The organism is Neobacillus niacini (assembly GCF_031457145.1).
Classification (GTDB): domain Bacteria; phylum Bacillota; class Bacilli; order Bacillales; family Cytobacillaceae; genus Neobacillus; species Neobacillus niacini_J.
This window is the reverse complement of the sequence record NZ_JAVDVZ010000007.1, coordinates 1-22,532: the sequence shown is the minus strand read 5'-3', so window position 1 is coordinate 22,532 and position 22,532 is coordinate 1. Positions and strand designations below refer to the sequence as shown.

The following is a 22,532-nucleotide window of genomic DNA, read 5'->3' as shown; positions in this document are numbered from 1 at the left end:
CTAATTTTAACTCTTTTATTTCATTTAAGCAAATTTTCAGCGTACACCTTTTACTGTTGCTAAGGCTTGTTCAAAGTCATCATAAATGGCGTTTCCGACAACAATTACATCTGCATGCTTGGCCATCTCAGCTGCTTGGTGAACTGTTGAAATTCCGCCGCCATAAAAAAGGACTGTTTTTTCGAGAACCTTTTTAACCTCATTTATTAATTGTGGATCCCCATATCTACCGCTATATTCGAGATAAAAGATTGGCAAATGAAACATTTTTTCTGCCATCATTGCATATGCCTTTACTTCTTCGGTCGTAGCATTTGTAAGTGCAGATGTCAGTTTAGCGGCCTTGCATTCTTCATTCAATATGCAGTAGCCTTCCATGACAATTTCTTCCCAATCCATAATTTCACCAAATTCTTTTACTGCTTGATGGTGAAGTCCGGTTATCCACTTGGTATCATTACTATTTAATATCGTTGGAATAAAATAAAGGTCAAAGCCAGGAGTGACCGTTTCAATACTGGAAACTTCGAGGACGCATGGAACGGTAAAGCGGCGGATTCTAGCCATCAAATCGAGGACCTTTTCCAGGGTAACCCCATCTGTCCCTCCGACCATAACTGCATCCGTTCCAGACTCGCATATTTTCTCTAACCTGTCATCCGATATTTCTTTATTTGGATCGAGTTTAAACACATGGCGCCACTCGCGAAAATCATACATCCCAAGATCCTCCCATTCATCGTACATTTCACCATTATAGCATTTACAGATTGTATTAAAAAAGAAAAGACTAATTGAAATAATAGAAATGTTAACCATATAAAAAACCGAAGAACAAAGTCTTCGGCTTAGTTTACTTTTCTTCAGTTGTTTCTTCCGTTTTCAGTCGCTCCAATACCATTTCATAGGTGTCATTTCCAAAGTTCAAGCAGCGTTTCACGCGTGAAATGGTAGCAGTGCTTGCACCTGTTTCTGTTTCAATTTTATGATAGGTATTGCCATCACGAAGCATTCTTGCTACATCTAGGCGTTGTGCTAATGATTGAATTTCATTAATTGTACATAAATCATCAAAAAATCGATAGCATTCTTCAAGATCCTTTAAGGAAAGGACTGCTTGAAATAACTGATCAAGCTCTTTTCCACGTAACTTATTAATTTGCATATGGTTTACCCCTTAATCGATTAAAGTTTATTTTACATTAAATGAAACACTTGATTGAATTCCAGGATTCGTCGGAACCACATTGACCCAAGTCTTTCCTTGAACGAGTGGAACCACTTCGCCATTTCTGGTCGGAACGATTAGACCATTGTCGTTTTTCCAATCTACTTCCATAACCTTCCCCTTTTGAAGTAGGTATCCAGATCCACCTGATTCTAGATCAATTTCCTTGTGAGCCGCCTCATCAATGACTTGGTGAGTAGTCTCAATAATAAACAAATTATCTAATAGAATAGGTTTTTTCGTCTCAAGATCAATCGTTTGATCTCCATCAGAGTAACGCGTGTATTTTCCTACTGATTCATCATACTCGTAAATGGAGTTGAAAACCCCGCTACCAGAGTATGAAACCATTACTGATTTCGCCTCATCCCCAGTTACCGATTCACTTTCATCTTCTGATAAAAATTTTAACTTCGGCGGAGACTGATCCATTGAGTATTTCTTTTCTTTTACACCTTTTAAAATATTTTCATACGTAATATAGGAATTATGGGGCGCCTGGCGGTCACTTGACCTTTTAAATAATGTGCCGTCATAAACCATTCCATTTATATTATCAACAAAACCTCGTTCAAGCATTTCTTGTGCCTCTGCACTATAGCCATGTGCTATAAAAAGAGCATTAAGCCCCTTTGCCACACCAATGTAATAATCCCTTGCACTTCGAACAGGTCCAATATTTTCAGGTTTTTCACTTTGGAAAACGGCAAGAAACCGGGTAACATCGCCTTCTGCTAGAATTTCATAAACGATATCCGCTTTGTGTAAGCCAGATTGAGGTCTCGCTTTGGGGTGATTGTTAACTATAACAGCCACTGCTCTTGTCTCAGTCTTACTCTCTGAACCGACACCAGTTAATGGATAGTGATAGGGCAATTCATTCTCCACTTCTTCTTGTATCACTTCTTCAACTTCTTTTACCGGCTTCTTTGGCTCTGGTCCATTCGCTTTTTCTTTATCACTGCAGCCAGAGAGCAGTAAAAGAGCTACTGTTGCAGCAACAGCCCATTTTTTCATCTTTTTAAAACACTCCTAACTTTATCCAAAAGGATACCGACGATTTTATATCCAATTAAATACTTTTATATTTTAACGCATTATCGAAGGAAAGAGTACCGTTTTGTTCATTACATCGTACATTCCCTGTGGCGTAATTCGAATATATGGTAAATGAGTAGCAGAAAAAAATTGCAAACTGTATACAGGATCTGCGAAGGAATAGCCACGGTCCCTCAATTCTACAAGCAGTTTCTTTTCTTCATTTATTAATTCCTTAATAGGAAGATTTGACATTAGACCATTTAACCTTAATGGAACCTCACATACAACTTGTTCATCTTCAACCATGACAATACCGCCGCCCAGCTCCTTCATCCTTTCAAAAGCCGCAAGCATATCACGTTTATTTTTTCCAATTAAGATAATATCACCTGTATTGGAAAAAGAACTAGCCAGAGCCGAAAGATTTGTGGCAAAGCCTTTCAACAGTGTATTAATCCTCCATTTGCCATTCCGATCTAACAGCGTAAAGAAGCATTCATCATGGTCAGTTGACAACTCATCACCCGAGGCGTCGATTGCGATTGAATAGGGTTTTGTAATAACCGAATTTTCCATTTTAATTCCAAATGGCATAGAAAATTGTAAATCGTCAATACTAAGCTTCCATTCCAATTCCATTGGTTTTAGACCATATTCATCCCAATTAATAGAGTGGTAAGCGTCCACCATTTGTCCTTCACGTTTTACCCATTTCCCTTTTGCTAGAACAGAGTGAGGTGTTGGATTTTCAATACTTGTTAAGAAATTAATATTGGCAACACGGCCTGTAGCAATATTTCCATGCAAGTGGTCAATATTATAGTAACGGGCAATATTTACGGTTGCCATATTGTAGGCATCAATCACAGGTACACCTTTATCAATGGCAATCCGAATCATTTGATCATTCATACCTTGCTCATAAAAAGTGGATGTTGAACCATCTGTGTTGAACATTAGACGATCGTAGGCTTGAATACCTAACCGTTTCAAATCATCGAGTAAATCCGGCAAGTCGGGACGAATGGAAGAGTACCGCAGTGAAACCATATATCCCTGCATTAAACGGTTATAAACCTCTTCACCTGTCATAGCCTCATGGTCACTATCAGCACCTAACAACATCATTTTTGCTAATGTTTTCTCTGAGGCACCTGGAAAATGGCCTTCAATATGTTTTTTCAACCGCTTTGCCTCTTGAATCCAGTGCAGCATCATATCATCGCCGTCTAACAATTTCGGCCAGCCAGTTAATTCTCCTCCTTGCAAAACAGCATCATGCTCTAACCATGATTTAATATTGCTATGTGAAAAAACATCCTCCTCATTCAATATTTCTGTTTGCGGATCAAAGCGGCACCACCAAAACATGGTTGATGGAATGGAGCGTAAGTCCTTCAGCAAGGAAAACGCTTCCTTTCTTTTCAAATTCATAATCAATGACATGTTGTCATTGATTAAAGTTGTTGTGCCAAACTGGGATGCATAAGCCGCAAGAGTATGGGGATTATATAATTGATAAGGATGGGCATGTGGTTCAATATATCCTGGAACAACAATTTCGTTCGTGCAGTCAATGATCTCACAATTTTCCATTTTCAGCGGTAAATTCTCGCCGACATATACAATCCGGTCTTCATATATCCAAATATTTGCGCGCATCCACTGGCGAAATATCTGATTTAAATACAAGGCGTTTTTTAATAATATTGTTGGTGAAGTATTTCCATCTAAAACCGATACATGCGTGCGTAAATGTTTATTTTTCCATCGATACCGTTGTTCCAGCATACGATACCCTCCCTTTCTTAGAAGCTATCTATCTATTATAAATATTGATTTATCAATAAAGAAAGCCCTTACAAAAATTAGATTTACCTTATACTATCATATTTTACCTTTTAACGCATTAAAGAATTGGATAATTGCTGTAAAAATTTTGTGAAGGAGTGAACAATATGAACGTTACTAAAAACATTGGGATTTTAAATGCATTAATCAGGATTACCATCGGACTTACCATTCTTTCTTGGAGTACGGCTAAAATGGTGAAGTTTCCATGGAGAGATTCCTATTTGTTTATTGCCATATGTGGTGCGATGAAGGTGGCCGAGGGAATTGTCCGTTTTTGTCCAGTGACTGCACTGTATGAAAGATATCAGGAGATGGAGAATCAGCAGACTCCATTAGCCCTTGGCGATGGGTCTCCTGAAACAGATATCGATCAGGTCTTGCCGTATAATCCTTCGTAAACATTGAAGACAATTCCTTTGTAGGGAAAAGTTAGGAATGGCCTTCATAACGCCATGATGACCGAATTTAATAGAAAAACCCTGAAGAACGGTCATCATAACGGCGATGATGACTGAAATTCACAAGAAAATCATGAAGAATGGTCTTCATAACGTTGATGATGACCGAAATTCACAGGAAAGTCATGAAGAACGGTCTTCATAACGTTGATGATGACCGAAATTCACAGGAAAGTCATGAAGAATGGTCTTCATAACGTTGATGATGACCGAAATTCACAGGAAAGTCATGAAGAATGGTCTTCATAACGTTGATGATGACCATTTCTCCGCCAAATAACCGCGGAAACGGTCTTCATTTCTCTGAAACAAAACAAAACGGGCTGACCATTGATGGTCAGCCCTTTCCGCTTTAGCATTAGACGCGCCCGATAGCCTTCGAGCCGATATCCTTACGATAAAACACTCCGTCACATGATAATTTTTCAAGTTCACTGTAAACTGTGTCCTGCGCATCCTTTAAACTTTCAGCTTTTGCACCCACTAGGAGAACCCTGCCTCCAGCCGTAATAAATTCACCTAATTGATTTTTATTTGTTCCTGCATGGAAGGTATAAACTTCCTGTGAAAAATCTGATAATCCTTTAAGAACCGCACCTTTTTCATATTGTTCTGGATACCCTTTGGCAGCCACAACAACCCCAATCATCGATTGCGTATCCCATACCAATTCCGGTGCCTTGCCAGCTAACACATCCAAGATAGTCTGAACTAAATCAGATTTTAACCTTGGTAAAATAACTTGGGTTTCCGGGTCTCCAAAACGTGCATTAAACTCGATAACCCTTGGACCTTTGTCGGTTGCAATCAAGCCGGCATAAAGAATCCCACAAAAGCTTCTACCCTCTTGGATCATTGCTTTGGCAGCAGGCTTAAGGATCGTTTCGATAGCTGTCTCAACTGTCTTACTGTCAATATGAGGAACAGGGGAGTAAGCACCCATTCCACCCGTATTTGGACCGTTATCACCATCAAAGGCACGTTTATGATCTTGGGCGATTTCAAGTGGGATCACGATATCACCATTCACAAATGCCATGAGAGAAAATTCTTCACCTGCTAAAAACTCTTCAATGACCACGCGAGCTGAAGCTTCACCAAATTTTTGGCCAACAAGCATTTCTTCTGCACTCTCTAAAGCTTCTTCCAACGTTAAGGCAACCGTAACGCCTTTCCCAGCTGCTAAGCCATCCGCTTTAATGACAATCGGAGCACCTTTTTCTTCAATATATTGCTTTGCTTCCTCAAAGTTGGTGAATACTCCGTATTCAGCAGTAGGAATCTCATATTTCCTCATGATTTCCTTTGCAAATGACTTGCTTCCTTCGATTTCAGCCGCCAACTGGCTTGGTCCAAACACCGCTAAACCTGCAGCTTGAAATTTATCTGCTAATCCTTCAAGCAACGGCACTTCTGGTCCAATAATCGTTAGACCGACTTCTTGTTCAATGGCAAATTGAAGTAACTGATCATGTTCACTCTCAGCGATTAAAACTCGCTCGGCAACATCTTCCATTCCGTCATTACCAGGAGCAGCATATACTTTTTCTACAAGGGGGCTTTCACTTACCTTTTTGCATAGTGCATGTTCTCTTCCGCCTCGTCCAATGATTAGAACCTTCACCTATCTCACCTCGTTTTAGTGTTTAAAATGTCTTACTCCGGTAAACACCATCGCAATTCCATATTCATCAGCCTTTTTGATGGAATCCTCGTCACGAATCGAACCGCCTGGCTGAATAATCGCTGTAATTCCCGCTTTTGCTGCTGCTTCAACGGTATCATCCATTGGGAAGAAAGCATCAGAGGCAAGTGCGGCGCCTGCTGCCTTTTCACCTGCTTGTTTTAAGGCAATTTCAGCGGCACCAACCCTGTTCATTTGCCCCGCGCCAATTCCAATTGTCATATCCTCTTTTGTCACAACAATGGCATTGGATTTTACATGTTTTACTACCTTCCAGCCTAGCTTTAATGCTGCCCATTCCTGCTCAGTTGGCTGTCTTTTTGTAGCTACTTTAATCGTAGCATCTTCTAAAGTGAATCGGTCCTGATCTTGGACAAGTAGTCCGCCTTCAATGGTGGTCAGCTTTAATTCTGGTTTTTTCACGCCTAAAAATGGAATCGTTAATAAACGGAGATTCTTTTTCGATGTTAATATTGCTAATGCATCCGCTGAGAAAGATGGTGCAATAATAATCTCTAAGAAAATCTCATGAAGTTTACCTGCAGTCTCTGCATCCACTTCTCGATTAAAAGCAATAATTCCGCCAAAAATAGAAACGGGATCGGCTGCAAATGCTTTTCCAAATGCAGTAAAAGTATTAACCCCTGTCCCAATACCGCAAGGATTCATGTGCTTTACAGCAACAGCAGCAGGTTCAGTAAATTCTTTCACGATTTGCAGAGCTGCATCCGCATCATTGATATTATTATAGGATAACTCTTTCCCATGAAGCTGTTGCGCATTAGCAATAGAGAACGTGGAACCAAGTGGTTTTTTATAAAAAGCAGCTTTTTGATGTGGATTTTCACCATAACGAAGCGATTGCTTTAATTCATAAGTAACCGTCAATTTTTCAGGTGTCTCTTCCTGAGCAAGCTCAGTCATATATTCAGCAATTAACGCGTCATATGCAGCAGTATGACGGAAAACTTTTGCCGCCAGCTTTCTGCGTGTTGCAAGCGCAGTTTGACCATCTGCCTTTAATTCCTCAATTACATTTTTATAGTCAACGGGATCCACGACCACCGTTACATATTGATGATTTTTAGCAGAGGCACGAAGCATGGTTGGACCGCCGATATCAATATTTTCAATCGCATCCTCAGTCGTAACATCTGGTTTTTCAATCGTTTGTTGGAAAGGGTAAAGATTAACACAAACAATTTGAATCGGATCAATTCCGTGTTCTTCAAGTTGTTTTTGATGCTGCTCGTCATCATGTTTTGCAAGTAATCCGCCGTGAATAAAAGGATTTAACGTTTTTACACGCCCTTCTAATATTTCTGGAAAACCGGTAACATCACTTACACCAAGAACTGGGATACCTTGTTCTTGAAGTGCCTTTTTCGTTCCGCCCGTTGAAATAATTTCAAACCCTAAGCTGACTAACTCTTTAGCAAAATCAGAAATACCATTTTTATCAGAAACACTAATTAGTGCGCGCTTTTTTGTCATTGGTAACTTCCCCTCTCATTAACAGCATTTGCAAGATGGATGGATAAAGCTTATGTTCGATTTTTTGTATCTTCTGTTGAAGACTTTCTCTTGTTTCCTTATTATCGATACGGACACGTTCCTGGACAATAATCGGTCCAGTATCCATGCCTTCATCTACGTAATGGATGGTTACGCCGGTCCATTGCGCTTTTGCCTCCAAGGCCTGACCAATTGCGTCCTTTCCTGGAAAAGCAGGCAGAAGCGAAGGATGGATATTTATAATCCTTCCAGAATACTCACCAAGCAAGGTTGGACCTAATAGCCTCATGTAACCTGCAAGCACGATAAATTCGACACCATAACTTGTTAATTGCTCCGTAATGACTTTCTCATACGCTTCTTTGGAGCTAAATTCCTTTGGGCTAAAAGAAAAAGTCGGGATACGGGCGGCATTTGCCCGTTGGATTGCAAAAGCTCCCGGCTTATCACAAACAAGAAGAGCTATATCTGCTTTTAGCTCTCCCTTTTGTACTACATCGATGATTGCTTGAAAATTGCTTCCATTTCCTGATGCAAAAACAGCAATTTTCTTCATCGGCGGCCACCTATGATAATTCCTTCTTCTTCTGTTACTACACCCATTTCAAAAACCGTTTCGCCAGATTGTCTCAAATGGTCCATCAGACCTGCGGCGTTCTCTTTATCAACGGCAATAACCATGCCGATACCCATGTTAAAAATATTATACATATCCTGCTGGTCGATTTGACCAACTGTTGATAGTAAATTAAATATTGGCGGGATATCCCAGCTCTTATCATACAATTTGGCACCTAGTCCATTAGGCAGCATCCGAGGAATATTTTCAATAAAACCGCCGCCTGTGATGTGTGCCATCCCTTTTAGTTCGAATTTTTTCAAAGCTGACAGAATCGGTTTTACGTAGATTCTCGTTGGTTTCAATAACTCTTCTCCCAAACTGCAGCCAAGTTCGTCTACATACTCCGTTAAGGCCCAATTATTGAAAACCTTTCTGACAAGTGAATAACCATTGCTGTGAATTCCGCTTGAAGCTAATCCGATAAGCACATCTCCAGGCTTGATGTTTTCTCCTGTGATCAATTGGGACTTCTCAACAGCTCCAACGGTAAATCCAGCAAGATCGTACTCACTTTCGCTATACAACCCAGGCATTTCCGCTGTTTCACCGCCAATAAGCGCACAGCCTGCCTGTTCACAGCCATCACTAATGCCCTTAACAATGGCCTCAATCTTTTCAGGATCTGCTTTTCCGCAGGCAATATAATCTAAAAAGAACACAGGCTCTGCCCCTTGAACGACGATATCATTGACACACATTGCTACGGCGTCAATGCCAATCGTGTCATGCTTATCCATCCAAAAAGCAATCATCAGCTTCGTGCCAACTCCATCTGTTCCTGAAACAAGAACAGGCTCTTTTAAGTTAAGAGAAGATAGGTCAAACATTCCGCCGAATCCACCTAACCCGCCTAACACACCGGCTCTGGCTGTTTTTTGCACATGCTTTTTCATTCTTTCCACAGCCTCATAGCCTGCTTCGATGTTTACCCCTGCCTGTTTATACGCATTTGCCATGATGGTCCCCCTTATTTTTGGTAATAATATTGGAGTGTATCTGGATAAATTTCCGTTGGATAATTACCTGTAAAACAGCCTAGACAGAAGCCGTTCGTTCCTTCGGTTTTCACGATTGCTCCAACCATCCCCTCTGTACTTAGGAATGTCAGGGAATCCGCACCAATGAGCTGCCTAATCTCTTCCACTGATTTGTCTGAAGCGATTAATTCTTCCTTAGACGATGTATCAATTCCATAAAAACAAGGATTTTTAATCGGCGGAGAACTGATCACAACGTGTACCTCTGTTGCTCCTGCCTCTTTTAGCAGCGATACAATCCGTTTGCTGGTCGTTCCACGTACGATTGAGTCATCAACCATGACCACACGTTTTCCTTCCACCACACCGCGAACCGCAGACAGTTTCATCTTTACCCCTTGCTCCCGTAGCGTTTGGGTTGGCTGAATAAACGTCCTGCCAACATATTTATTTTTTATTAATCCCATCTCATAAGGAATACCCGATACTTCCGCATAGCCAATCGCTGCAGAGATACTAGAATCTGGAACACCCGTGACTACGTCCGCTTCGATTGGTGCTTCTACCGCTAATCTTTTCCCCATGTTCTTACGGGCTGTATGAACATTAATACCTTGGATGTTACTATCAGGTCTTGAAAAATAAATATATTCCATCGCACAGATTGACTTCGTTGAATTGAATGCGAATTGTTCTGAGGTAATTCCGTCTTTGTTAATAATCAATAATTCACCCGGTCTAATATCACGGATAAACTCTGCTCCAATGACATCAAACGCACAAGTTTCAGAAGCAACCACATAGGCATCTCCTAAACATGCCAGTGATAAAGGTCTTAACCCATGGGGATCTAGCGCAACCATTAGTTCATTCTCTGTTAGGATTAAGTAGGCGTATGCCCCTTTTAACATCGAAAGTGCATTTTTCACCTGATCTTTCAGCTCAGAAAATCCGCTTCTTCTAATTAAATGAGCTAAAACTTCTGTATCAGAGCTTGTTTGAAAAATACTCCCCTGTCCTTCTAGCTGGTGCTTCAAGAAATTGGCATTCACTAGGTTCCCATTATGGGCAAGGGCCAGACTTCCAGTTTGAGAATGGAACAGCAAGGGCTGGACATTTTCATACCCGCCGCCTCCTGCTGTCGCATAACGAACATGCCCAACGGCAGAGGTTCCCTTTATTTTTTCCATCACGTCGGCTGTGAAAATCTCTGAAACTAGTCCTTCACCTTTAACCACTCTAAGCTTATCCCCGTCGGATACGACAATACCAGTACCCTCTTGACCGCGATGCTGCAGACTATGAAGTCCATAATAGGTAAGCTGTGCAGAATCTGGGTGTCCCCAGACACCAAAGACTCCGCACTCTTCGTTTAATCCCTTGATTTCAGCAAGCATGGGATAGCTCCTTTCCAGGCATCCTTCAATTGGTTAACAGAAGCTTCTAATACTGTATCAGTTTCAGATAACACTCTTAAATTCTCGGTTTCGTTCACTTCACCGATTAATTGTGCTGTTACTAAACGTTCAAACTCTGTTTGATGTTCTTTTTTAACACTTAACAGAAAGCGAGATTGCGATTCACTGAATAAGGAAGAAACAAGATTTCCTGTAACGTTGACTTCCGCTCCGAGCTGATCGTTATCGAAAAGACTTTCGGCAATGGCCACTGCTAAACCGCCTTCTGAAAGGTCATGAGCAGATTGAACCAATCCAGCACGAATGGCTGCTAACACTTGGTCTTGATTTGCTTTTTCAACATTAATATTTAATTCCGGAGCTTTACCAAAAACTTTTCCATGAACTAGTTTTTGAAGTTCACTTCCTCCGAACTCATCTTTCGTTTCACCAACTAAATAGATAAGGTCACCGTTATTTTTAAATGACTGTGTTGTAATATGGTCGATATCTGTTACCAATCCAACCATTCCGATTACTGGCGTTGGATAGATTGCAGTACCGCTCGTTTCGTTATATAGGGATACATTCCCGCCAATGACAGGGGTCCCAAGAACTCGGCAAGCTTCACTAATACCATCCGCTGCTTTTTCAATCTGCCAGAATACTTCTGGTTTTTCTGGATTTCCAAAGTTAAGGTTATCGGTAATCGCTAATGGTTCTGCACCAGAGCAGACAATATTACGGGCTGCCTCAGCAACGGCGATTTTCCCGCCTACTTCAGGGTCTAAATAGACATAGCGTGAATTACAGTCTGTCGTCATCGCTAATGCTTTTCGTGTTCCACGAATCCTTACTACCGCCGCATCTGAACCTGGAGACACAACTGTATTTGTGCGCACCATGTAGTCATACTGCTGATAAACCCATTCCTTGCTCGCGATTGTCGGCTGACTTAATAGCTTTACAAGTGTTTCCTTTAGGTCGGAAACCTGCGGGATTTCCTGCTCCATTGCCTGAAACTCCTCAAAATAAGCAGGAACTTTGGATGGTTTGTGATAAACAGGTGCATCTTCAGCTAAAGCATCAACTGGAACATCCGCAACGACTTCTCCATTATGAATCAGTCTAAGCTTTTTATCGTCTGTTACTGTACCAATCGCTACTGCCTCTAAATCATATTTAGAAAAAAGCTCGTTAATCTCTTGCTCTCTTCCTTTTTTAATGACAATTAGCATACGTTCTTGAGATTCTGAAAGCATCATTTCATAAGCTGTCATACCTGTTTCACGCTGTGGAACAAGGTCTAAGTTCATCTCAATTCCCATTCCCGCTTTACTTGCCATCTCCGCTGATGAACTTGTTAATCCTGCTGCACCCATATCCTGAATCCCTACAAGTGCATCGGAATGGATAAGCTCAAGGCAGGCTTCTAATAAAAGCTTCTCCATGAATGGGTCACCAACCTGAACCGCTGGACGATTCTCATCTGATTGCTCGGTTAATTCTTCAGAAGCAAAGGTCGCACCATGAATTCCGTCCCGTCCCGTTTTTGCGCCCACATACATAACGGTATTGCCTACACCCTGCGCGAGGCCTTTTTTGATATCTTTATGGTCAATTAACCCAACACACATCGCATTAACTAAAGGATTGCCGTCATAACTTGATTCGAATTGAATTTCACCACCGACTGTCGGGATTCCGATACAGTTTCCGTAGCCTGCAATCCCTGCGACAACTTCCTTAAACAAGTAACGAACTCTTGCTGAATCTAGTTCTCCGAAACGAAGTGAGTTTAAGATTGCAATTGGACGTGCTCCCATTGAAAAAATATCACGGATGATTCCGCCAACACCTGTTGCTGCACCTTGGTATGGTTCTATCGCAGATGGATGGTTATGACTTTCAATTTTAAAAACAACCGCCTGTTCGTCACCGATATCGACAATCCCCGCGCCTTCTCCAGGACCTTGAAGAACCTTTTCCCCAGTAATCGGGAATTTCTTTAATACTGGCTTTGAGTTTTTATAGCTGCAATGCTCCGACCACATAACCGAGAATAATCCCGTTTCGGTATAGTTCGGTGTCCGGCCAAGAATGTTTTCAACGAGCGTAAATTCTTCATCGGATAAGCCCATTTGCTGATAAAGTTTTTCTGACTTCACTTGATCTGGTCTTGGTTCATGCTTTAACAACATTTGCTTCCCTCCAGCTTCTTACAATCGATTGAAATAATTTAAGTCCATCTGCGCCGCCTAATAACTCATCAACGGCTCTTTCAGGGTGTGGCATCATTCCGAGGACATTTCCTCTTTCATTAATAATTCCTGCTATATCTTCTAAGCTTCCGTTCGGGTTATCTTGGTAAGTAAAAACGATTTGGTTATTCGCTTTTAGATTAGCAAGTGTTTCTTCATCACAATAGTAGTTTCCTTCACCATGAGCGACAGGGATAGAAATGGTTTCTCCTTGCGTGTAGGCGGTAGAAAACATCGACTGATTGTTCACTACTTTTAACTCAACTGGTTTACAGATAAATGATAGACTTTCATTACGTCTCATGGCCCCAGGCAGTAAGCCGGCTTCAAGCAAAATCTGAAATCCGTTGCAGACACCAAGAATCGGTTTACCAGCATCTGCTGCTTTTACAACTTCCTTCATTACCTTACTAAAACGTGCAATGGCTCCTGTACGTAAATAATCTCCGTATGAAAAGCCGCCAGGAAGTAAGATTCCATCAAACTCATCTAAGCTCTCAGTGTCATGCCAAACATATTCAACCTGTTCACCAAGTTCATCCTTAATCGCATGGTACATATCGATATCACAGTTAGACCCCGGAAAAACGATGACTGCAAACTTCACTGAGGAACACACTCCTCTACTTCATAACGGTAGTCTTCAATGACTGGATTGGCTAATAGCTTGCTGCATACCTCATTGATTACTTCATCAAGGTCACGCTCTGATTTTTCGATGGTTAGTTCCATATATTTACCGATTCGAACATCGGATACTTCTGGATAATTTAATGATTGTAGTGAATGAGTAACTGCTTTACCTTGTGGATCTAGTACACTTTCTCTTAACGTGACATACACCTTTACCTTAAACATTCTGTTTTCCCCCTAATCTGTTAAAAACAGTTTCATATGCTTCTGTTAAACTGCCAAGGTCTCGACGGAATACATCCTTATCGAGCTTTTCATTTGTCTTTTTGTCCCATAATCTGCAAGTGTCCGGTGAAATCTCATCTGCTAATAAGATTTCTCCATCTGTATCCTTGCCAAACTCTAGTTTGAAATCAATCAAGTTAATGCCGAGTTCATTGAAAAACCCTGTTAATACGGTATTGATTTGTAGTGCTTTTTCTATTAAAATCGCCACTTCTTCTGCTGTGGCTACATTCATTTCGTAGATATGGTCAGTCGTTAACAATGGGTCTTCAAGGTCATCATTTTTCAAGTAAAACTCAACCATTGGTTTTGTTAACTCTTTACCCTCTTCGATTCCTAATCGCTTTGAAAAACTGCCTGCAGCGACATTGCGAATGACAACCTCAAGCGGGATAATATTTACCTTTTTAACCAGCTGTTCCGTTTCCGACAATTGCTTAATAAAATGCGATTCAATTCCCTGTTCTTTAAGCTTTAAAAATAGCAAACTAGTAATTTCGTTATTTAAACGTCCCTTACCAGTAATATCTGCCTTCTTCTGGCCGTTAAAAGCTGTAGCCGAATCCTTATATTCAATTAAAACCGTCTGTTCATCATCTGTTTTAAAAATTCGCTTTGCTTTTCCTTCATATAAAAGCTCTCTCATAAAGAACGCCTCCTAAATCGGCAATATTGGGAATTTTCCAGTTAATATTGGTCACTTTTAGTGGCCAATTTTTAATTTTTCAAAGTGTTTGGTTACCATTTTTTCAACTTTTCAGCTGTTCCGGGCACCAATACTCCTCTTTGGTTACCACTTTTTCACTTTTTCAACCATTCCGGTCACCAAAAGCCCTCTTTGGTTACCACTTTCTCACTTTTTCAACCATTCCGGTCACCAAAAGCCCTCTTTGGTTACCACTTTCTCACTTTTCCAACCATTCCGGTCACCAAGAGCCTCCCTTAGTGACCGATATTTCGTTTTTCCACCGTTTCCGGTCACTATAGCTTCTAGCCGTTTAACCCTAATCGTTCAAAAATCGTATTAACATGCTGAAGATGATAGTTGTAATCGAAACAGTCAGCAATTTCTTCTGGTGAAAGCAGGCTTGTGATTTTCGGTTCTTCTTCGATTAAGCCGCGGAATGGCACTTGATTGTCCCATGATTCCGCCGTTTTTGGCTGTACTGTATCATAGGCCTCTTCGCGCGATAAACCTTTGTCAATCAACGCTAGCAGGACTCTCTGTGAGTAAATCAAACCAAGCGTACGATCCATGTTACGTTTCATGTTTTCCGGATAGACAGTTAGGTTTTTAATAATGTTGCCGAAACGATTTAACATGTAGTTCAAGGCAATCGTTGCATCGGGTAAAATAATCCGCTCAGCAGAAGAGTGTGAAATATCGCGCTCATGCCATAGTGGAACATTTTCATAGGCTGTCATCATATAGCCGCGAATCACACGGGCCAAACCAGTCATATTTTCAGACCCAATTGGATTGCGTTTATGGGGCATTGCCGATGACCCTTTTTGTCCTTTTGCAAAAAACTCTTCCACTTCACGCGTTTCACTCTTTTGCAGCCCGCGAACTTCAACGGCAAACTTTTCAATGGATGTCGCAATTAAAGCAATGGTGGACATATAGTGTGCATGGCGGTCACGCTGCAAAGTTTGGGTTGAGATTGGTGCAGGCTGGGTACCTAGTTTTTCACACACATATTGTTCAACAAACGGGTTGATATTAGCGTAAGTTCCAACTGCTCCAGAAATTTTCCCAAACTCAACACCGGTAGCTGCCTGATTAAAACGTTCTAGGTTCCGTTTCATTTCTTCGTACCATAGAGCAAGCTTTAAGCCGAATGTTGTCGGTTCCGCATGTACTCCGTGCGTACGCCCCATCATAACGGTAAATTTATGTTCAATCGCTTTGTTTTTTAGGATTTCAATAAAGTTTTCAAGGTCCTTCCGGATAATCGCATTGGCTTGCTTTAATAAGTAAGAAAGTGCAGTATCAACCACATCCGTTGAAGTTAAACCGTAATGCACCCATTTGCGCTCTTCTCCTAATGTCTCGGATACTGCGCGGGTAAAGGCTACAACATCATGTCTTGTCTCTTCTTCGATTTCTTTAATCCGGTCAATATCAAAGGATGCATTTTCACGTAGCTTCTTTACGTCCTCTTTCGGAATTTCACCTAACTCTGCCCATGCTTCACAGGCAAGAATTTCAACCTCCAGCCATGCTTTAAAGCGGTTTTCGTCTGTCCAAATTGCACCCATCTCAGGTCGTGTATAACGATCAATCATCTTTTGGCCTCCAAACTTTATTCTTCCCAAATTAAGCTTTTCTTTATTTCTGCGATTGCATCCTCAACAGAATCAGAAAGGATGGTTACATGCCCCATTTTTCTTTTCACCTTAGGTTCTTTCTTACCGTATAAATGAATTTTCCAATCTGTTACTTCTGTTATATTTTCTAACACATTTTGAACATGCTCTCCTAATATATTGACCATAACTGCGGATTTTAATAGCTTTGTACTTCCAAGCGGAAGGTTACAAACTGCTCTTACATGCTGTTCAAATTGCGATGTTTCACAAGCTTCAATCGTATAATGCCCTGTATTGTGCGGTCTTGGTGCTAGTTCATTTATATAAATCGTATCATTTTCCGTTAAAAACATTTCAACAGCCAGTGTCCCCACTAACTCAAACGCATTGGCAAGTTGAATGGCTGATTGAATGGCTCTCTCCTCAGCCTGTTTGCTAATCCTAGCAGGAGCAATCGTTTGATGAAGAATATTATCACGATGAATATTTTCCGCAACCGGAAATACTGCTGTTTCACCATTTGTGTTCCTAGTGACAATAACCGAAATTTCCTTCGTAAAAGAAACCCATTTTTCAAGGATACATTGCCCGCTCTCTAGTAGTACCAGCGCTTTTTCGATATCCTGCTTATTTCTTACCACCACTTGCCCTTTGCCATCATAGCCGCCGCGTGCTGTTTTTAATACGGCTGGAAAGCCTATCTGCTCGCTCTCCGAATATAAATCATCCGAAGAATTGATGACTGCGTAGGGGGCAACTTGGACGCCGGCATTTACAATGGCAGCTTTTTCTTTTACCCGATCCTGTGCCGTCTCTAGCAGGCTTTTCCCTTGTGGTACATTCGCTTGGCTGCAAAGCCATTCTAGTGCAGCGGCATCTATATTTTCAAATTCATAGGTGATGACGTCACTTACTGCAGCTAATTGGCTAATCGCTTCTAAATCATCATAGCTGCCGATGATCTTATAATCTGCAACTTGGCCGCATGGTGAATCTTCCGTTGGGTCTAAAACGGCGATTCCGTAACCCATCGCCCTTGCGGAAAGTGCCATCATCCTGCCAAGCTGGCCGCCACCAATAATACCAATCGTTTGTCCCGGCAAAATAGTTTTATTAGACAAGCTCATCACTACTTTCTATTGCCGCCATTTTTGCTTCAACGCGGACTTGCTCTAGTCTATCTTTTAATTTCGAATCGTTAATCGCTATAATCTGAGCCGCGAGTAAACCAGCATTGGTTGCTCCTGCCTTCCCAATTGCTACCGTTGCTACTGGTACACCAGTTGGCATTTGCACAATCGATAATAGCGAGTCCAGTCCATTTAATGCTTTCGATTGAACCGGAACGCCGATGACAGGTAAGGTCGTTTTGGCTGCAACCATTCCTGGTAAATGTGCGGCACCGCCCGCTCCTGCGATAATCACTTTTATACCTCTTACTCTAGCAGTTTCGGCAAAATCAAACATTAAGTCAGGAGTTCGGTGTGCTGAAACCACCTTTTTTTCATACGGAACCTCTAACCGGTCAAGGATCTCACAGGTATGTTTCATTGTTTCCCAATCTGATTTGCTGCCCATTATTACTGCGACAATTGGATTCATGTTCTCGCCCCTAACTTTTCCTATATAAAAAGCCCTAAACAGATACTTCCCCAATTTCGCAAAATGAGAGAAAGTAGTCTGTCCGGGCTGAATTCAGCACAGTTCAATACCATAAAATGATGAGTCACATTTCTGGTATTTCCACTTCCCCTCATAGTCCAATCATTTACGGTAATTGGGTAGAAACTTATGGGCCATATTCCCACTATTATACGAGGGTGTTACGTAATTTATTTTTTCGACACCTTTATATTATAATTTATCAAGCAAACGGTCAATAAAAACGAACAATTTTATTCATTTAAATTGTAACGTTCGTTTTTAATCATTACTGACTCCTTCAAATACAATCTGCCTTCCGATAGGTTCATAGGTTGTTTCTTTCCCATTAATTACCTCATGAAAGATCGGTTTTTCTGTACGACGAATCGGTACATACCCCTGTTTCTTCATTCGCTCTAGACATGCTTCAATACTTTCATTTTCCTGTACCTCAAATTGCATTTTCTTCTTTCTACTCATGAAAACAATTTCCCTCTTTTCACTGATTTCACCAAAAAACCGCCATGGATAGCCTTTGGTTCGTAAGAGATAATAAATGCTTTTGGATCCAAACCTTTTATTGTATCGTATAATTTAAGTTCAAATTTCCTTGGTGTCAGGATTTGCAATGCCATTCGATCTCCCTCGAGCCCATGAGCCGCCCATTCTGTCACCCCAAATCCTTGTTCCCTTAAAACCTTTGGCAGATCCTTATCATATTCCTTGGTGATGACATTAACCGTTATATAGCCCAAGGCAAGCTTTTCTTCAATCTTCATCCCGACAATAACACCAATGCCATAACCAACCGCATAGGCAACCAGATTTTGAATTTCATTAAGATTATTCAAAACAAGACCAAGACCTAATACGTAAATAACTACTTCAATCATACTCAAAGACGCCGCTAAATATCTCTGACCCTTTAACGTTAAAATCATTCTTATCGTAAAAAATGAAACATACACGATGTTGATAAGTAAAATAATTAATACCATCATAAAACTGTTTTCTAACAACTATTACCCTCCTCTTCCTATCTAAGCATATTAAAAGTTGTATTTTGTTAGTTTAACCGTTTTTAATAAATTTTTCATTCCATTTAAAAAAGACCTGATATTTAACAGGTCCCATGCAGTATTCATTTACTTTTACTCTTCCTGCGTCTTAACCGCGATATGATAGAGTTTTTCATGAATGTCTAATAGCTTTTCTAAATCATCCTTTGGCAATTTCGCATAATACTTTTCAATAATAAATAATTGATTCTTTTCGACCATTTCATTATAGTGATGACCTTTTTCACCTAGTTGTACGATAATTTCGCGTCGGTTGTCAGGATTTATCTCTCTTTTTACATAATCCTGTTTTTCAAGTTTTGAAATGAGTTGACTCGCAGCACTTGCCGTAATCGATAAAAAGTGTGAAATTTCATTTACTGTACGATTCTTTACTCTTAATAGTTCTAGAATCACTTGCTGTTTCGTTGATAAATTCGCAAACTCATCTTTCATTAATTGCTTATAGTCCTCTAAAAATAATGAACTCAATGCATTAGAGTAATCTAAGATTTTGCTGCATATCAATGCTAAATCTTTGTTCACATCATCCACCTCTTTATTTTCTTATTATAAACCAAATTAAACATTTAAGTAAACTTAAGTATTAAATTTAAAAAACTAAGCTCGAAAACAAGCTTAGAGTCTAAATTAACGTGTTTTTCAAATTACATAAATAATGATGACGAATGACGATGATCGTGCTTGCATGCTTCTTTATCGCACAAGTCATTTTTTTCTTATATGTTTCTCCTTTGAATGGGAATTATAAGAAAAAAAGATTTTAGGTGGTGACTCCATGAAAAAAATACTAGTTATAGTATTTTTGTTATTAGCCCTCATTCCTAATGCTGTTTCAGCAGTACCACAGGAAAATGTAAAAGCAGCTTTTGTCAGAAATGATGTTTTATGGATAAAAATAAAGGAAAAGGAAAGGAAAATTACAGACTCTGGTTATGTAAGATATCCAAAATGGTCATTCGATGGCAGTTGGATAGCCTATTTGAAGTCAGCCAAAGAGGGGGATGTTTTTGACCTTTGGATGTACAATTTGAAAAACAATAAACACTATAAAGTAAAAGAAAATGTCAGTGATAATTTCCAATGGTCCCCTTATGAAAATACAATCGGATTTCAAGTGCTTAAAAATTTATTTACTTTAAATACCAGCCAGCTAGGTCAATTTATTCCTGCTGCGAAAAACATTGAAAACTTTTCTTGGCTTCCAACTGGGAATGGTTTGCTTATTTCCACCAAGAAAAGTGCAAAACTTAATTCAGATATTATTTTATCAAAAGTAACCTTAAGAAAAAATGAAAAGCCAACTATTAACCATTTTTATACAATTAACGTTAATGAAAATGAAATTCTTGTCTCTACAAGTCCATTTAAGTGGTCTACTGATAAGAAGTGGATTAGCTTTTTATTATATCCTACTGCATCTCTGTCTGCCGACGGAAATACATTAAGTGTCCTGTCTGCTAACGGAAAAACATTTCATCGGGTGGATGAAATGCTAAGGGAGGAGGCTTGGTTCCAATGGGCTCCGTTTAACAGTTTATTGGGATATATTAGTGGTACTGGAAGAGAAGCTACTATTACGAAGAAGTTAAAGATTTTAAATGCCCCAACTATGGAAAATGTCGCTTATACCCCTACAGGTTTTGTAGATCGCGATTTAACTTGGCAAAACAATCGGACCGTCTACGTTTCACGTTCGATGGAAAGTGGTGAAGGGCTCTTAGACAGACGACCATTGCCAAGCCTATATAAGATTAATCTTTCGGATAATAAACAAACCCAAGTAACTGCTCCACCTAGATTGTTTGGAGATTTTAGACCTCAAGTTGTTAAAAATAATCTATTTTGGATAAGAACAGATCGAAAAAATGCAAATGTATTGGTTTCACCGACCAATAATATGAGTGAAAGTATTTGGATTAAAAATATTAGTTTGGGAAGCTCCTATTATGAAAAATGGAGCTGGGATGAGGTATTTAGTTTATATTCGAGGCGTTAGTTTATTGGAGGGCCAGGCAGGCTTTAGTACCTGGCTCTTCCCCAAAAAAATTATTTTTCTTCAATTAACGTATTGGTCAGGGTACCTAATTTTTCAACCTCAACGGTTACGACATCACCAGGCTTCAAATAAACTCTCTTTTCCCTTGGATAGCCAATGATAACACCCTCTGGAGTTCCTGTAAGAATCACATCACCAGGTGTAAGCGTCATGTGCTGCGAAATATAGCTGACAATTTCATCTACATAAAAAATCATATCGGAGGTATTAGAATCTTGGCGTTTTTCTCCATTCACATATGTTTTTAATTGTAAATTGTTTGGGTCACCTACTTCATCTGCTGTTACAAGGTAAGGACCGATGGGACTGAAGTCATCACATGTTTTTCCCAGTAACCATTGATGTGTTCTTTTTTGCAGGTCACGTGCGGATAAATCATTTGCTGTACAATAGCCAAATACGTAATCTAATGCATTATCCTTGCTGACATTCTTTGCTTCCTTCCCAATCACTACCCCTAATTCTACTTCGTAATCCAGCCTTTGGGTCACTTTTGGCACTGCAATCTCACATTTATGTCCTGTTAATGAATTATTAAATTTACTAAATAATATCGGTACTTCTGGATAGGGAGACTTTGTTTCATCGGCATGTTTGCGATAATTTAAACCGATACAAATAATTTTGTTCGGTTGTGTAACACAAGGTCCCCAAACAACTTCTTCTTCATTTTTAATATAGTTTGCTTTATTTTCAGATGGCAGGTTCGCAATATAGTCCTCAAGTGCCGAAATGGCTTCATGACTGCCAGCGATTACTTTCATGATGTTTGTATGTACTTGATTATTAGGAATCTCTTTTAATGCCTCTTCAAGGTCAATAATGCCTTTTTCAATTTTCACACCTAACACGTGCTTACCTTCTTTATTAATTGTTACTAGTTTCATTGAATAGTTTCCCTCCTTGTTTTAAACTTGCTAAACATCTGATTTCTCTATTCCATTCTTTTTATCCTTCTTTCTCCTTTAATTAAATAAAGTATTTTTTCTTGAATTTTTATTTATTAAGCAAGAAACAATTATGAAAAAAGAATCAGATGCCAAAAATTTAAAAAATGAGGGTTGATTCCCTCTACCCTTGAAAAATTAAGTACGTTTAACCACTAATCGTTACCGATATCACTGATAATGTCATTAATCGGGCATGATTAATCTCTAATCGTTACCTTACTTTATAAAAAATACCTTACAAGGGCACGATTAGCCCTTAATCGTTACCTCATTTTATAAAAATTACGTTGTACGGTAACGATTCACTGACTATCGTTATCCTTCCCTATTAAAACGACGCTACTTGGGCACAATTGTCCAGCTATTATCTTTTTCTACACCATTTTGTCATTCTGGACAAACAAAAAAAGCACAACCCTTATCAGGTTGTGCTTCGTTTTGCCTGGCAACGTCCTACTCTCACAGGGACAAAGTCCCAACTACCATCGGCGCTGAGAAGCTTAACTTCCGTGTTCGGTATGGGAACGGGTGT

General features: G+C 39.9%; 22 protein-coding genes, 1 rRNA gene and 1 riboswitch. Of the genes, 2 read left to right on the top strand and 21 right to left on the bottom strand.

The genetic code is table 11. The features are described from left to right. Positions 1-36: 36 nt before the first annotated feature. The 4 genes from pcrB to J2Y03_RS16950 all read right to left on the bottom strand — a co-directional run bounded on the left by pcrB (position 37) and on the right by J2Y03_RS16950 (position 4,060). Positions 37-720 carry a heptaprenylglyceryl phosphate synthase gene (gene pcrB, locus J2Y03_RS16965; protein ID WP_132091945.1) on the bottom strand — a complete coding sequence of 228 codons (684 nt, stop codon included), beginning with the start codon at positions 718-720 and terminating at the stop codon, positions 37-39. A 133-nt stretch (positions 721-853) separates the two neighbouring features. Further along, positions 854-1,165, bottom strand: coding sequence for a YerC/YecD family TrpR-related protein (locus J2Y03_RS16960; protein ID WP_132091942.1), 312 nt, complete (start codon positions 1,163-1,165; stop codon positions 854-856). Between the two features lie 27 nt (positions 1,166-1,192). Then, positions 1,193-2,245: a DUF3048 domain-containing protein gene (locus J2Y03_RS16955; RefSeq protein WP_310196002.1), complete on the bottom strand. Its 1,053-nt coding sequence runs from the start codon at positions 2,243-2,245 to the stop codon at positions 1,193-1,195. A gap of 72 nt (positions 2,246-2,317) precedes the next feature. Beyond that, positions 2,318-4,060: an adenine deaminase C-terminal domain-containing protein gene (locus tag J2Y03_RS16950; protein ID WP_310196000.1), complete on the bottom strand. Its 1,743-nt coding sequence runs from the start codon at positions 4,058-4,060 to the stop codon at positions 2,318-2,320. Positions 4,061-4,227: 167 nt separating this feature from the next. On the opposite strand from J2Y03_RS16950, the gene J2Y03_RS16945 reads away from it, so the two are divergent. Further along, on the top strand, positions 4,228-4,521 hold the full coding sequence (locus tag J2Y03_RS16945; protein ID WP_310195998.1) for a YgaP family membrane protein: 294 nt from the start codon (positions 4,228-4,230) through the stop codon (positions 4,519-4,521). Positions 4,522-4,939: 418 nt separating this feature from the next. Here J2Y03_RS16945 and purD read toward each other — a convergent pair whose 3' ends face one another. The 15 genes from purD to J2Y03_RS16870 all read right to left on the bottom strand — a co-directional run bounded on the left by purD (position 4,940) and on the right by J2Y03_RS16870 (position 19,516). Next, positions 4,940-6,205, bottom strand: coding sequence for a phosphoribosylamine--glycine ligase (gene purD, locus J2Y03_RS16940; protein WP_310195995.1), 1,266 nt, complete (start codon positions 6,203-6,205; stop codon positions 4,940-4,942). Between the two features lie 15 nt (positions 6,206-6,220). Beyond that, positions 6,221-7,759 carry a bifunctional phosphoribosylaminoimidazolecarboxamide formyltransferase/IMP cyclohydrolase gene (gene purH / locus J2Y03_RS16935; protein WP_310195993.1) on the bottom strand — a complete coding sequence of 513 codons (1,539 nt, stop codon included), beginning with the start codon at positions 7,757-7,759 and terminating at the stop codon, positions 6,221-6,223. Then, positions 7,734-8,336 (bottom strand): phosphoribosylglycinamide formyltransferase, encoded by a 603-nt coding sequence (gene purN, locus J2Y03_RS16930; protein ID WP_310195991.1) that lies wholly within the window; start codon positions 8,334-8,336, stop codon positions 7,734-7,736. Before purN ends, purH begins: the two co-directional genes overlap by 26 nt. Beyond that, positions 8,333-9,358 (bottom strand): phosphoribosylformylglycinamidine cyclo-ligase, encoded by a 1,026-nt coding sequence (gene purM, locus J2Y03_RS16925; protein WP_310195989.1) that lies wholly within the window; start codon positions 9,356-9,358, stop codon positions 8,333-8,335. Before purM ends, purN begins: the two co-directional genes overlap by 4 nt. Positions 9,359-9,369: 11 nt before the next feature. Continuing rightward, complete coding sequence (gene purF / locus J2Y03_RS16920; RefSeq protein ID WP_310195987.1) at positions 9,370-10,776, bottom strand: amidophosphoribosyltransferase; 1,407 nt, start codon at positions 10,774-10,776, stop codon at positions 9,370-9,372. Beyond that, complete coding sequence (gene purL, locus J2Y03_RS16915; protein WP_310195985.1) at positions 10,752-12,977, bottom strand: phosphoribosylformylglycinamidine synthase subunit PurL; 2,226 nt, start codon at positions 12,975-12,977, stop codon at positions 10,752-10,754. The genes purF and purL overlap by 25 nt, the downstream gene beginning before the upstream one ends. Continuing rightward, positions 12,961-13,644: a phosphoribosylformylglycinamidine synthase subunit PurQ gene (gene purQ / locus J2Y03_RS16910; protein ID WP_310195983.1), complete on the bottom strand. Its 684-nt coding sequence runs from the start codon at positions 13,642-13,644 to the stop codon at positions 12,961-12,963. The genes purL and purQ overlap by 17 nt, the downstream gene beginning before the upstream one ends. Then, entirely contained in the window at positions 13,641-13,895 is a 255-nt protein-coding gene (purS, locus tag J2Y03_RS16905) for a phosphoribosylformylglycinamidine synthase subunit PurS (protein ID WP_132091906.1), read from the bottom strand. Before purS ends, purQ begins: the two co-directional genes overlap by 4 nt. Then, complete coding sequence (gene purC / locus J2Y03_RS16900) at positions 13,888-14,601, bottom strand: phosphoribosylaminoimidazolesuccinocarboxamide synthase (protein ID WP_310195981.1); 714 nt, start codon at positions 14,599-14,601, stop codon at positions 13,888-13,890. Before purC ends, purS begins: the two co-directional genes overlap by 8 nt. 344 nt (positions 14,602-14,945) lie before the next feature. Beyond that, complete coding sequence (gene purB, locus J2Y03_RS16895; protein WP_310195979.1) at positions 14,946-16,244, bottom strand: adenylosuccinate lyase; 1,299 nt, start codon at positions 16,242-16,244, stop codon at positions 14,946-14,948. Between the two features lie 17 nt (positions 16,245-16,261). Then, complete coding sequence (gene purK / locus J2Y03_RS16890; protein WP_310195977.1) at positions 16,262-17,395, bottom strand: 5-(carboxyamino)imidazole ribonucleotide synthase; 1,134 nt, start codon at positions 17,393-17,395, stop codon at positions 16,262-16,264. Beyond that, positions 17,382-17,870, bottom strand: coding sequence for a 5-(carboxyamino)imidazole ribonucleotide mutase (purE, locus tag J2Y03_RS16885; RefSeq protein ID WP_310195976.1), 489 nt, complete (start codon positions 17,868-17,870; stop codon positions 17,382-17,384). The genes purK and purE overlap by 14 nt, the downstream gene beginning before the upstream one ends. 134 nt (positions 17,871-18,004) lie before the next feature. Next, positions 18,005-18,106, bottom strand: a riboswitch (purine riboswitch). An 85-nt stretch (positions 18,107-18,191) separates the two neighbouring features. Beyond that, entirely contained in the window at positions 18,192-18,392 is a 201-nt protein-coding gene (locus tag J2Y03_RS16880) for an NETI motif-containing protein (protein WP_132091891.1), read from the bottom strand. Continuing rightward, positions 18,389-18,931 carry a DUF2179 domain-containing protein gene (locus J2Y03_RS16875; RefSeq protein WP_310195974.1) on the bottom strand — a complete coding sequence of 181 codons (543 nt, stop codon included), beginning with the start codon at positions 18,929-18,931 and terminating at the stop codon, positions 18,389-18,391. The genes J2Y03_RS16880 and J2Y03_RS16875 overlap by 4 nt, the downstream gene beginning before the upstream one ends. Positions 18,932-19,063: 132 nt before the next feature. Continuing rightward, on the bottom strand, positions 19,064-19,516 hold the full coding sequence (locus tag J2Y03_RS16870) for a MarR family winged helix-turn-helix transcriptional regulator (RefSeq protein ID WP_310195972.1): 453 nt from the start codon (positions 19,514-19,516) through the stop codon (positions 19,064-19,066). A 253-nt stretch (positions 19,517-19,769) separates the two neighbouring features. Here J2Y03_RS16870 and J2Y03_RS16865 point away from each other — a divergent pair, with 253 nt between their 5' ends. Next, positions 19,770-20,990, top strand: a complete 1,221-nt coding sequence (locus tag J2Y03_RS16865; RefSeq protein ID WP_310195970.1) for a hypothetical protein — start codon at positions 19,770-19,772, stop codon at positions 20,988-20,990. Between the two features lie 50 nt (positions 20,991-21,040). Here J2Y03_RS16865 and J2Y03_RS16860 read toward each other — a convergent pair whose 3' ends face one another. Both J2Y03_RS16860 and rrf read right to left on the bottom strand, forming a co-directional pair. Then, positions 21,041-21,937, bottom strand: coding sequence for a fumarylacetoacetate hydrolase family protein (locus J2Y03_RS16860; RefSeq protein ID WP_310195968.1), 897 nt, complete (start codon positions 21,935-21,937; stop codon positions 21,041-21,043). 503 nt (positions 21,938-22,440) lie between these two features. Further along, positions 22,441-22,532, bottom strand: a 5S ribosomal RNA gene (gene rrf / locus J2Y03_RS16855); the annotation flags it as partial.